The 12,304-nt window shown below is 40.2% G+C and carries 16 protein-coding genes; all 16 read left to right on the top strand.

Annotated features, from left to right (window positions below):
* Positions 1-5: 5 nt before the first annotated feature.
* The 16 genes from DK924_RS15265 (at position 6) to fliR (ending at position 12,300) form a co-directional block, all read left to right on the top strand.
* Positions 6-1,031, top strand: a complete 1,026-nt coding sequence (locus tag DK924_RS15265; protein WP_010391168.1) for a hypothetical protein — start codon at positions 6-8, stop codon at positions 1,029-1,031.
* Between the two features lie 234 nt (positions 1,032-1,265).
* Entirely contained in the window at positions 1,266-2,105 is an 840-nt protein-coding gene (locus tag DK924_RS15260) for a flagellin (RefSeq protein ID WP_010391170.1), read from the top strand.
* Positions 2,106-2,228: 123 nt separating this feature from the next.
* The gene (gene fliD, locus DK924_RS15255; protein ID WP_109875590.1) at positions 2,229-3,527 is read left to right on the top strand and encodes a flagellar filament capping protein FliD; all 1,299 of its coding nucleotides are present in this window, start codon (positions 2,229-2,231) and stop codon (positions 3,525-3,527) included.
* A 6-nt stretch (positions 3,528-3,533) separates the two neighbouring features.
* On the top strand, positions 3,534-3,920 hold the full coding sequence (gene fliS, locus DK924_RS15250) for a flagellar export chaperone FliS (RefSeq protein ID WP_055011660.1): 387 nt from the start codon (positions 3,534-3,536) through the stop codon (positions 3,918-3,920).
* A gap of 225 nt (positions 3,921-4,145) precedes the next feature.
* On the top strand, positions 4,146-4,481 hold the full coding sequence (locus DK924_RS15245; RefSeq protein ID WP_010391175.1) for a hypothetical protein: 336 nt from the start codon (positions 4,146-4,148) through the stop codon (positions 4,479-4,481).
* The gene (locus DK924_RS15240) at positions 4,478-5,767 is read left to right on the top strand and encodes a flagellar hook-length control protein FliK (RefSeq protein ID WP_109875589.1); all 1,290 of its coding nucleotides are present in this window, start codon (positions 4,478-4,480) and stop codon (positions 5,765-5,767) included. Before DK924_RS15245 ends, DK924_RS15240 begins: the two co-directional genes overlap by 4 nt.
* A gap of 25 nt (positions 5,768-5,792) precedes the next feature.
* Positions 5,793-6,224, top strand: a complete 432-nt coding sequence (locus DK924_RS15235; protein ID WP_109875588.1) for a flagellar basal body-associated FliL family protein — start codon at positions 5,793-5,795, stop codon at positions 6,222-6,224.
* Positions 6,225-6,233: 9 nt separating this feature from the next.
* Positions 6,234-6,956, top strand: a complete 723-nt coding sequence (locus DK924_RS15230) for a FliA/WhiG family RNA polymerase sigma factor (protein ID WP_109875587.1) — start codon at positions 6,234-6,236, stop codon at positions 6,954-6,956.
* A gap of 17 nt (positions 6,957-6,973) precedes the next feature.
* Positions 6,974-7,837: a flagellar motor stator protein MotA gene (gene motA / locus DK924_RS15225; protein ID WP_010391179.1), complete on the top strand. Its 864-nt coding sequence runs from the start codon at positions 6,974-6,976 to the stop codon at positions 7,835-7,837.
* Positions 7,837-8,835 (top strand): flagellar motor protein MotB, encoded by a 999-nt coding sequence (locus DK924_RS15220; RefSeq protein ID WP_081374122.1) that lies wholly within the window; start codon positions 7,837-7,839, stop codon positions 8,833-8,835. The genes motA and DK924_RS15220 overlap by 1 nt, the downstream gene beginning before the upstream one ends.
* Positions 8,828-9,226, top strand: a complete 399-nt coding sequence (locus DK924_RS15215; protein ID WP_109875586.1) for a PilZ domain-containing protein — start codon at positions 8,828-8,830, stop codon at positions 9,224-9,226. Before DK924_RS15220 ends, DK924_RS15215 begins: the two co-directional genes overlap by 8 nt.
* A gap of 33 nt (positions 9,227-9,259) precedes the next feature.
* Positions 9,260-10,165 carry a FliM/FliN family flagellar motor switch protein gene (locus tag DK924_RS15210; RefSeq protein WP_109875585.1) on the top strand — a complete coding sequence of 302 codons (906 nt, stop codon included), beginning with the start codon at positions 9,260-9,262 and terminating at the stop codon, positions 10,163-10,165.
* Positions 10,166-10,168: 3 nt separating this feature from the next.
* Complete coding sequence (locus tag DK924_RS15205) at positions 10,169-10,501, top strand: FliM/FliN family flagellar motor switch protein (protein ID WP_055011667.1); 333 nt, start codon at positions 10,169-10,171, stop codon at positions 10,499-10,501.
* Positions 10,502-10,505: 4 nt separating this feature from the next.
* Positions 10,506-11,258: a flagellar type III secretion system pore protein FliP gene (gene fliP / locus DK924_RS15200; RefSeq protein ID WP_109875584.1), complete on the top strand. Its 753-nt coding sequence runs from the start codon at positions 10,506-10,508 to the stop codon at positions 11,256-11,258.
* The gene (locus DK924_RS15195) at positions 11,255-11,524 is read left to right on the top strand and encodes a flagellar biosynthetic protein FliQ (RefSeq protein ID WP_010391187.1); all 270 of its coding nucleotides are present in this window, start codon (positions 11,255-11,257) and stop codon (positions 11,522-11,524) included. Before fliP ends, DK924_RS15195 begins: the two co-directional genes overlap by 4 nt.
* Positions 11,521-12,300: a flagellar biosynthetic protein FliR gene (gene fliR / locus DK924_RS15190; RefSeq protein ID WP_054202068.1), complete on the top strand. Its 780-nt coding sequence runs from the start codon at positions 11,521-11,523 to the stop codon at positions 12,298-12,300. Before DK924_RS15195 ends, fliR begins: the two co-directional genes overlap by 4 nt.
* Positions 12,301-12,304: the final 4 nt, after the last annotated feature.

The raw sequence follows: 12,304 nt of genomic DNA, 5'->3' as shown, positions 1-12,304 counted from the left end.
TAACTATGCTGGTTAAAAGTAGCGAAAAAGCGCAAGCAATTGACTTGGTTAATACCAATAAATCGGATGCACTCGTTACATCAACAAAGGATTCTGCTAACAATTTGTGGAAAAACAAAATTGTTGCCAGAGAGGACCAAGTTAAAGTACTGACTGGCTGGGCGCAGCGCGGGGCACTGAGTCAAGCGCTAGCAAAAGCCGAACAAAGCGAAAGCACTATTCGTAATTTGTATATGGGGCTTGAAAAATTAGCACAACAATTAAATACCCAAGCTGCTAACACTCAGCCACAACCCATGCAACAACAGCAAATTAAAGTGCAAATAGCGTCATTACAAAACACAGCAAATAAAAAAGGCTCAGGACTTGATACCCAGCTGAAAATAACGGATCCAAATCGCGCTATTAGCAAACAGCTTAATGCAAATATAGACCTGCTTAGCGCACGTCCACATGAAGAAAATATCCAGTTAGTGATGGGTCGCTCGGGCAAATCATTAAGCTTAAAGATACCAGCCTATCAAGATGAAAAAACCAATTTAACTGCCATTCAAAATGCGTTTGCACCACATCATATAAATGTTGAGCTTAATCGTGAAAACCGTCTGCTTTTTAGTGCGCAAAAAGATAATGCGGCTCCACTTTTAGAGCCTTGGGTGATGAGTGGTCAAGGTGTACGAATTGCTGCAGGAAACCCGATTTCTTTGCAGCTCAATGATTTAGATAACCCTCTGAATGAACTTGCTAAAATAGCCGATAAAAATGCCACTATTGCTCAGCACCGAGAGCAAATCCAAAGTGCGCAGCGCCATTTAAAAGCGAATTTAATAAAAATTCAGGCACAAAAACAACAATTACAAAGCCAACTAGAGCAGCTTGACTCTGCTAGTTCATTAGCTAACACTGATGAACTACTTGCTTTAAGTCTAGGGGTTAAACAGCATATGCAAAACCCTGGGGTAAATAGTGTAGCTGCGATTATGTCGCAGGCAAACATTACCCGTAATATGGTGCAATACTCACTCACTTAATTTTTTAATGCAGCAAGCTAGTATTGCTGCATCTTTTTTATTTCTATTATTCCTCTTATCTGCTTTTAGCTAGCGAAAATGCCTATTTTACCCGCTTTGAATACATTGCTTAAAAAAATATAAAAAATAATTAGAAAAAAGTTTAGGTAATTAAAAATATGGTCGCTCTTAGTTATTAGAAGGTGATTTAGGTTCACTAATTACTTTAGCTATTAATTCAAAGAGGAAATAAACATGGCTTTATCAATTCAATCAAACATGGCTTCAATGTCAATCCAAAACCAACTTGGTCGTAGCAACAACGATTTGTCTACAGCACTTGAGCGTTTAGGTTCTGGTTTTAAAATTAACTCTGCTAAAGATGACGCGGCTGGTCTACAAATCGCTTCACGCTTAAACGCACAGGTACGTGGTCAAGACGCTGGTTTATATAACGGTAACAATGCTATGTCTATGATGCAAACTGCTGAAGGCGCGTTTGATGAAATGACTAACATTGCTTACCGCATGAAAGAACTTGCTACTCAAGGTTCAAGTGATACAAACGGTGCAAAAGAATGGGCTGCACAAAGTGCAGAATACACAGCACTAGCTACTGAGCTTACAAACATCATGGACAACACATCGTTTGGTGATGGAACTAAACTTTTAGCAGCTACTGGTAAGTTTGGTGCAGGTGCGGTTAACTTCCAAGTAGGTTCAAGTGCAGCAGAAACCCTTAATGTTGATATTTCTACTCAGTTAGGTGCTGTAACAACAGCCATTGGTTCTGCTGCTGCATTTACTGACGTTGCAACAGCACAAGCGCAGATTGCGTTTGTTGATACTTTAGTTGGCGAAATTGGTACTGCACGTTCAACGCTTGGTGCATCAATGAACCGTCTTGACCATACAATGACTAACGTATCTAACATGAAGCAAAACACTCAAGCTGCTGTAGGTACGTTAATGGACGCTGATTTTGCTGCTGAAACATCAAACATGACTAAGCAACAATTGCTAATGAACTCTGGTATCTCGGTACTGAGCACAGCTAACAGCACAACACAAATGATTGGTTCACTACTTCGTTAATAGTGATTAATCAATTAAGTATGCATAGCTACACCTAAGGTGTAGCTATTATTGTTTATAGTCATAAGTAAAAATATTTACTTTAGATTTTTTTGCTTATAACTAAAATGCTTGGAGATTAAAATGAGCTCTGCAATAGGAATCAATCCTGGGCAATTAGCCTCACAATATACACAAATTGAGCGTAGCGCTAAAGATCAGCAATTAAGTACTAAAAGTAGCCTTTTTAGCAATCAAATTAAGGCGTTTGATAGCCTGAAAAGTAATTTATCAAACTTTTTTGATGACTTACAAACCAATCTTAAAGATACCAGTAGCTTGTTTGCTAACACCGCTACGGTGAGCAATTCATCCGCATTAGCAGTAACAGCAAGCGGCACAGCAGCCAGCGGTGAGTACGATGTATTTGTCGAGCAATTAGCACAAGCACACCAAGTGGCATTGAGTTTTGATCCGGCTAAAGCTTTAACCACGGATGGTGAGTTGAGTATTGATTTGGCAGGCAGTGCGTTTAGTGTTGACTTTGCAAGCCTTGGCGCCGATGCATCATTAACTGATGTTGCTAATGCCATCAACTCACATGTTGATAATAGCGGTGTTAAAGCCTCTGTTGTGCGCTCTGGCACAGAAACCTTTTTAACTTTAACCAGTGCTGAGTCGGGTGCTGCTAATCAGGTGGGGGTGAGCTTTACTGAAGGTACGGATGCCAATGGCAGTGATATCACCAATGCTATAACAAACAAACAAGATTTAACCTTAGCGCAAGATGCGATTGTCAAACTAGGGGCTAACTCAGCACTTACAATCACTTCAAGCAGTAATAAACTCGATACGGTTATTGATGGTGTAACGATTGATTTAACGCAGGCGCAGTCGCTGGGCGATCAGCCAATTCATATATCAATTACCCAAGATCAAGAAAGCTCTAAAGAAAACATTCAAAGTTTTGTGGATAAATTTAATTCGCTCACCAATGGCATTACCAGTAACCAGTACTTAAAACGAGATAATATGGCTGCCGGCCTTGCTCGCTCTTTACGCAACGATTTTCAGGGTACGTTTGAAGGTAAAACCTTGTTCTCTGTGGGTATTGAATTTGATCGTAGCGGTAACTTAAAAATAGATAATAAAAAACTTGAAGAAGCTATGGCTACTAATCCTGAGCAGTTAACCAGCATGCTCACAGGTGAAAACGGTTTATTGTCTAAGCTAGAAACCCGCGTTGAGCCTTTCACTAAAAGCTATGGTTTGATGACGAATAAAAAGCAGTCATTGCAAGCGAGCTTAAATATAGTCAATAGGCAACAAAAAGATCATGAAGTGTCTATGGAGCAAGTGTACCAACGCTATTTGTCGCAGTTTACACAAATGCAACAGACTATTGCACAATTAGAATCTACAATGGGTCAATTTGGGAGCTAAACATAGATGTTAGATTTAAATGATGGCTTTTCAGCCTATAAAAGTACATCAGTAGATGCAAAAGCGGCCAGTGCCGATATTCATAAATTAGTATTGATGTTATTTGATGGTTTTTCAGATGAGCTTGAAAAAGTCACAGGCCACATAAAACAAAAAAGATACGATAAAAAAGCCGAAAGCATCGAAAAACTAATGCGCATTTTAGGCGGGCTTGAGGCCTCATTAGATCTTGAAAAAGGCGGTGAAGTAGCGCAAAACATGCAAAACCTTTATCAGCATTGTGGGCAAGCATTATTGCAAGCCAGTATAAAAAATGACTTGAACTATATTGACTCCACCCGTGTAGTGATGACCAACTTGCAAGAAGGGTGGCAAGGCTTAGGTACACAATAAACAAATCTAAACCAGCTACCAATAGCTGGTTTTTTCATTTTTAACACGGCTTTTTTATATCTCCCCCCACTGCCTAAATAATTATTCAATTCATTATTAATAACATATCACTTCCTTCCGATGTGGAAGTTCCGCTTCCGCTTTTTGGGTTTTTATTTTATTTTTTGTTATAAAACAGCGCCTTAAAGTTGGCTTGTTTATTGCTAAATGAAACATGAACTTATAATGAATTTAGTATTGCTAATGGAACACTCTCAAAAATACGCAGCGCAAAAAATGGAACAATTACTTAGCACCATGGAAGATGCTATCCATGAGAGTAATTGGTATGAGGTTAAATCAGCCGATAAGCAGCTGCTTGCATTTTATAATGAGCTGCAAAATATGCCTTGCTTTAGTTCAATGAAGGCTGAACAAAATAACTTAAAAGCACGTTACGTTGACTTAATCGACCTAGTGAGCCAAAAACAAGCGGCTATTAAAGTACAAATGCAGCGCCACCAGGAAGATAAAGAAGGTTTAATTGCGTATAAAAAAGTACAACAAGGACAGTCACTATGAGTATCCAAGCAAATACTATGGCGACAAAGACTGACTTTGGCAGTGCCACTAATAAACCAACCATATTAAAAAGTAGTACACCTGCAGATGCGCAAGAACTACAGAGCGAGCTTGAGCCGTTTACGCTTTCTTCAAAGCAACAGCAAACAAAACAGCAAAATGTGCAAGGTGAACAACCTCAAGAAAGTTCAGAACAACTAGCGCAAGAAGATGCCAGTGCAGAAACACAAGAAATAATAAATCCGTACTTTTTAAACACTGCAAATTATAATCTTGATAGCAATAAAATAAACGCGCCTGTCACAAATTTACTCAACTCAAATAGTAACCTTGCTCTTGATAACGGCACTGCAGCAGTGGAAACACCACCAGCACAACTTGTTATTGATGAGCAGTTAAAGAGTAAGCCTTTAGAGACTCTGCACGAAGAAGGCATTATAACTCAAGAGTCAGCTAAAACTGCGTCTGTACAAAATATGACAGTGCATAGTGATGTTTTAACTGTGCCTGCTGCAGCTATAAATGTAACGCCAGCGAATACACCCGTTAATAAAGAATTAAATACACTCGATTTAGCCAAAGCACCACAAACATTGTATTCGCAAGCGCTTTTGAATCGATTAAATCAACCTTCGGTAGTGTTGAATACTTATGGACACGCGCAATCAAGTAGCCCAACCAATGAGCAACTAGCTGCACAACCGAGTATTGGGCTCAGTAAGCTCGAGCTTGCTGCACTGACACAAAACACGCAATCGAAACTTCTCAACGTTGAATCTCGTGAAGGCAGCAATCAAAAATCAGCATTAGTGAATGCTTTTTCATCTGCCGCACCTGCGACAGAGAGCTTTGAATGGCAAAAAGAGAAATTAAAAGAGGCTCCCAGTGAATGGGGGCAGCGCTTATTGCATGTACTTGGCGACAAGGTAAAGCTGCAAATAGGCCAGCAACTTCAGCGCGCGCAAATTAGATTAGATCCTCCAAACCTAGGCAGTATTGAAATATCTATCAATATCGAAGGGGATAAAACCTCAGTCAGTTTAACTACGAGTAATGCGCAGGTTAGAGATGCCATAGCGCAAACTTTAGAGCAGTTACGTCAGTCTTTGTCGCAAAACTCAAACAGTACAGTGGATGTTAATTTGAGTGATAAACAGCAGCAACCTCAACAGCAAAGCGACAATAGCGGCATTGCAAATAATCATACTGAGATGCCTTCAATTGATGATGACAACAGCATTCGCACGCCTAAATCGCCATTAGATTGGTTGGATTTATTAGTATAACTACCTTGGATTAAGAGAGATAAAAGTGAAAAAAATAATAATAGCCTTAACTGTAATTGCACTTATTGCGGCTGCCTTTTTTGCGGGACAGTTTTTTAACGACAGTGACTCATCAAAAGAAGGTCCGCAAGCAGATATAACAAAAGTTGAATACCACGAAATGGAGCGCTTTATTATAAGCGTATCAGAGGACTCAATTGCCCGCTATTTAGTACTCGACTTGGTACTTGTTACTTCACCATCTGTATACAACACAGGCACAGAGGCGATGGAGCCGCTTGTAAGAAATGTACTGGTAAAACAGTTTGCCAATATGAGTCATAGCCAAGCAAAAGCCGCTTTTAAAGATATAGATGCTGTACAAAAAAACTTATTAGAGCAGTTTAATTTAGTGTTAGCTAATACGGTATCGGTTCGATTGGATAACGTACTTGTTACGAACGTCTTCATTCAATAGGCCATCGCTATGATGCTGCAAGAAGAGTGGGGCGAGTTAATAACAGAACCACCAGTCACCTTAACGCCACAAAAAGAGACGCAACTATTATCGCAGTACTCTTTTTTGGTGAATAGAGCGGCTGCGCACATGCGCACTCAAGTGGGTGTTATTGTCGATAATGATGATATTTATCAAATAGGCATTATTGCGCTGTTGTCGTCTATTCGTCGCTATGGTCGGGATTTAGATGAGAAGTTTGCTGCATTTGCGTTTAAGCGTATTCGCGGTGCTATGTTAGATGAGTTTAGGCGTGTCGATTGGCGCCCACGACAGTTAAGGCAGCAGTCTCATCAGCTTCGTGATATGAGCCGTTCACTGCAAAAAAAGCTCGGTCGTGATGCAACAGACACCGAAATGTGTGAGGCGTTAGGAATTAACCATAAAGAGCTTATTCAACTGCATTACAGTGAGCAAGCCGAAGCATTTGATAGCCTTGAAGCGCTATTGGAAGCTAACCCTAATTTAGCGCTTACCTCTGCACATACACACGACAAAGAAGAGACAGCAGCCATGCTAAAAGTGGCGATGAGCAAACTGAATACCCGAGAAAAGCTGCTCTTGCAATTATATTACATGCACGAAATGAATATGAAAGAAATAGCGTTAACGCTCGATTTAACCGAGGCACGTGTTTGCCAACTTCATAAACAAGCACTTGAAGCGCTCACACAAGCGCTTCAAAAAATCTAATACCTAAGGAATAAAGAATGCAAAGAGTTATAGGGTTAATAGTAGTACTTGCAACAGTATTAGGTGGTTTTGCGTTTGCGGGCGGCAACATTGCCACTATGTGGCAGCCATACGAGTTTTTAATTATTTTTGGCGCAGGCTTAGGGGCGCTAATTGTGGGTAATTCAAAGTATGTACTGACAGAAATGCTATCGCAATTAAAGTATCAATTTATTAGTGGTAAAGGAACCGATACGTCTGAGCTGTACCATGACTTACTACTCGTTATTTACTCTTTATTAGACTTAGCCAGAGTGAAAGGCATTAAAGGATTAGATGAGCATGTTGAAAACCCAGAAACCAGTTCTATTTTTCTTGCCTACCCTAAAGTGTATGAGTTCCCACAGCTAGTTACTTTTATTTGCGATAACTTACGTTTATTTAGTATGGGAAAAATAAACTCTCATGACTTTGATGCCATGTTAGAGCAAGAGATTTATACCATTGAAGAGCAACGTCTTAAACCTTCTCATTCACTGGCCAATATAGCTGAAGCTATGCCAGGTTTTGGTATTTTAGCAGCGGTTGGCGGCATTATTATTACCATGCAGCATCTTGATGGGCCTTTAAGTGAAATTGGCTACCATGTAGCCGCGGCGTTGGTGGGTACTTTTATTGGTATTTTTGCTTGTTACTGTTTAATTGCACCACTTGCCTCAGCAATGGAGCAGTATGTAAAAAAACAAGTGGCAATGTTTGAATGTGTGCGTGCCATGTTAGTGGCGCATGCTAAAGGGCATGTGCCTATTGTGGCGACTGATTCAGGCCGAAAATTAATTAATGAAGAAATTAAACCGACTTTTACCACCATGGAAGAGTGGATCACTAACAAGGCGGCTTAATGATGGAAAACAAAAATCAAGAAATCGTCATCAAACGCTCTCGAAGAAGAGCAACCGAAAAGCCTCATGGTGGTGCTTGGAAGGTTGCCTTTGCCGATTTTACTTTGGCGATGATGGCGTTTTTTATGGTGATGTGGATCATGGCGATCACCAATGAATCTGAGCGTGAAGAAATAGCACACTATATGCGAACTCACTCAATTTTTGATGGTGGCCCCGCTATTTTTGATCCTCAAAACAGCCCATTCCCCGTTGATTTAGGTGGATCTCCTTCTGTAATTAAGCACTTAGAGTCGGGAATTACGCCTCCGGACTCTCCAAAACCTGGAATGAGTGAAGTATTACAAGTGCCCGATGGCACCGTTGAGCCTAAAGCTGGGCAAGGCGAGAAGTTAAATTCAGCGATTGATAGCCAATTTGAAGCTTCATCTGAGCTGAGCTTATTACTGGAAAGTATTGATGAACTCAGTAAAGAAGAGTTACTAAAAAATAACTTACTAGTTGAAGAAGTGCCCTTGGGGCTCAGAGTGATCATTAGAGACGACAAGCATCATCAAATGTTTGAACGCTCAAAGTCGCAAATGACCCCATTTTTTGAAGATCTGTTTCTATACCTTGGCGGCTTAGTTAAAGACATTAACAACAAAATCATTATTTCTGGGCACAGCGATGCCAGCTTATTTGTTGATGGCAGCTCTCGTAATTGGGACATTTCTGGCGATAGAGCGCAGCAAGCAAGAAAAGTAATGACTATGGGCGGAATGCCATCAAGTCAGGTGCTTCAAGTAAATGCGTTTTCATCAAATCGGCCAATTAATAAAGAAAATAAGAAAGCCAGCGAAAACAGACGTGTTGAACTGCTGATCTTAACTAAAGATGCGCAGGATAAATTTAACCAATTATTTGATGATAGCAACATTAACAATCCGATAAAAAAAGCGGCTGGTGCGGCAACGGCTAACAAACCCGTGCTACGTCTTGAAGAGAATTATGAGTAACCAACCAGACACTAAACGAAGTTACAAAAGATGGAACTTAAACCTTAAAGATAATTACGAGCCTGAGTCAGTTCAGCTTGGCGGAGTAGGCGTGCAGTTATTACGCCGTTGTTTTATTGATATTTCACTATGCCATGGTGTGGCAAAAGATATTAGCGTGGGCGGTGTGGGGTTATTAGTACCTGCTGAAAAGACGATCCCCAATAAAGTTATTGTGGTGTTTGATAAAACCAATCGATTGGCTGGCAAAGTGATGTATCGCCGTGCAGTGAGTGAAAAATTAATGTTTTTAGGGGTTGAGTGGATAAGCAAAAATGAGCGCTTACGCAGCGATATAGTTAATCGTTTACAGCTACAAGCCCAATTGAAAAAAGCAAAAAAACGAACATAAGCTGAATATAAATGAATCAGGAAAAACAGTGGTATGAGTAAAACGTTAAACGCTAAAACAAAGTTAATTAAAGCGAAAGATTCTGAGCATATTACGCCATTTGCACTCACGCTTGAGCAAAGAGCATATGAACAAGCACAACAAAAAGCAGCGCATATAAACGTTAATATTCGTAAAACTTTGGAGTTAGAGCTAGCCCAATTATTTAACGACAGCCGTTTTGATGTAGAAATTTCGCCTTGTTCGCATTCGGTTATTAGCAGTTGGTTTAAAGAATCCTCAAGGATATTTCTTGCCTGCCCTTTATTTGCCCCTACTCAAGGTGAGGCCTATTTAGCGCTTGATTATCAAAGTGCATATAAAACAGCTGATTTATGCTTAGGTGGGCAATTTAATAATGTGAACAGCACAGAGCAAGTCTCTGATGAGGTGAATAACGAATTAAGCTCAACAGAAAGCCGTATTTGTGGTCGTTTACTACAGCGCCAAGTGCAGGGCATTCAAGGCTTATTATTTAAAGAACGCTCAGCGTTATTAGGTGAGATACAAAAGTCTCATGCCTTACCTGAAGCATTACAATATTTAGCCTTTAAAGTGCGGTTTATATTAGAAAACCAAGTAATAAGTTGGTTTTTATGGCTGCCAATTAGCTTTTTTTGCGCAGCTGATAGCGAGCAAGATTCTGCAAATAGTGACACTCTCAATACTGATATGTGGGCACAGTTTGCGGTGCAAGGTCAGATTGAAATGGCGAAGAAAAAAGTCACTTTAAAGCAATTAAAAGCTTGTGTGGCCGGCGGTGTATTACCAATTGAACTTAATGAAGCTGCACTATTTAACCTAGGCCATAAACAAATATTTAAAGGCCAAGTCGTTGAGCAAGAGACTGGCTTAGCATTTCAAATTACACAATTATCAAATAATACAACGAGTAACTAAATTATGAACGAGAACCTTGATAGCGCCTTAGCGGGCTTAGAGCTTGATGCTTTTGATGGATTTGATGATAAATCTGCTGATAAAACTAACGAAGGAAATATGTCATTTTTTCAAGATGTTCCTTTACTCGTTACTCTTGAAGTAGCAAGTACTGAAATTACCTTAGGCGAGCTTAGCCAAGCCAAAGAAGGCGACGTGCTTAAGCTAGACAAAGTAGCTGGTGAAGCGCTTGATGTAAAAGTGAATGGGGTATTTTTTGCTAAAGCAGAAGTGGTAATGGTTGAAGGGCAGTATGGTTTGAAATTTGCTCAAACAGATACCGCAAAGGATCAGTAAACAAATGAATAAACGCGTAATTTTTAAAGTTAGCCTACTGTTAATCATGTTGTTTTTACCAAGCTGGCTACATGCAGAAGAACTTACGCTGTTTTCTCTAAAAGATACGGCCGACGGACAAGACTACAGCGTTAAACTGCAAATACTCTTATTAATGACGGTATTGAGTTTATTGCCTGCGCTACTGATGGTTTTAACGTCGTTTACCAGAATCATCATTGTATTGGCGATTTTGCGCCAAGCTATGGGGTTACAACAAAGCCCGCCGAATAAAATTTTGATTGGCATCTCACTGATGCTCACCATGTTGATTATGCGACCGGTTTGGCAAGATATTTATCAAAACGCGTATACGCCTTTTCAGCAGCAAACCATAGGATTAGAGGAAGCTTTACTCACTGCAGAAAAACCTTTGCGTGCTTTTATGCTTAGACAAACTCGCGAAAGTGAATTACGCCAAGTGTTATTAATTGCCAATGAGCCAACTACACTCACCGCGCAAGAGATTCCATTTGAAGTATTAATGCCTGCCTTTGTACTAAGTGAGCTTACTACCGCTTTTCAAATTGGCTTTATGTTGTTTATTCCTTTTTTAATTATAGATTTAGTTGTCAGTAGTGTGCTGATGTCTATGGGTATGATGATGCTATCACCGCTGATCATTAGCTTACCGTTCAAACTCATGGTGTTTGTACTTGCCGATGGCTGGTCAATGATAGCAGGTACGCTGGCAGCAACATTTGGAATGTCACCATGACCCCAGAAATGTCGGTAGAGCTTATTTCAAGCGCGGTTTACACCATCATAAAACTGATTTTAGTCTTAATTGTGCCGGGTTTAATACTAGGTATTGTGGTGGCCATTATTCAAGGTGCGACCTCTATTCAAGAGCAAACCCTAACGTTCTTACCACGTATGCTATTAACCTTATTAATGGTGGTGTTTGCGGGGCATTGGATGCTACAAATTTTGATTGATTGGTTTGATAAGCTCAAATTTATGTTACCTGGAGTATTTGGTTGAGCTCATTACTTGCTTTAACGTCTACTGACTTAGTCAGCTGGATGGGCACGCTTTGGTGGCCATTTGTACGTTTTTCTGCACTTTTATGGTCTATGCCGGTATTTGACAATCCGGCGGTAACGCCGCGCTCTCGTATTTTAGTGTCTATGATGTTGGCTTTTTTAGTTGCTCCGCAGTTACCACTTGCACCTGCTATTGACTTGTTTTCTTTAGATGCCGCCATCTTAACCTTCGAACAAATTATTTTTGGGGTAATGATGGGGTTATCGCTGCGTATTTTGTTTGAAGTAATGGCAATGATAGGGCTGATCTTATCCATGCAAATGGGTTTATCAATGGCGCTAGTTATGGACCCCGGCAGTGGAAACCAAGTGGCATTATTGGGACAGTTATTTTGGATTATGTGTGCATTACTGTTTTTTGCCGCAGATGGTCACTTAATAACTCTACAAGTTATGGTAGAGAGCTTTCATAGCTTTCCGATTGGTCGCAGTATTTATGAGTTTGATATTCAGGCGATTATTATGTTGTTTGCGTGGATGTTTTCCTCTGCTTTATTGCTGTCGCTACCAGGGATAGTCGCCATGTTATTGGTTAACTTAACCTTTGGTGTAGCAAGTAGGGCGGCGCCGTCATTAAATATTTTTGTATTGGGTTTCCCTATGTCGCTATTGATGGGGTTTTTCTGCGTATTTATGACCTTAGAGTACACAGGAAGTGCGTTTTCAAGGCTAACGTATCATGTGCTAACAACCTTTGCACAGGCGATGAGGTAGCGGT

It is taken from the genome of Pseudoalteromonas sp. meg-B1 (genome assembly GCF_003173795.1).
In the GTDB taxonomy this organism is placed as follows: Bacteria; Pseudomonadota; Gammaproteobacteria; order Enterobacterales; family Alteromonadaceae; genus Pseudoalteromonas; species Pseudoalteromonas undina.
This window is presented reverse-complemented; position numbering and strand designations above follow the sequence as displayed.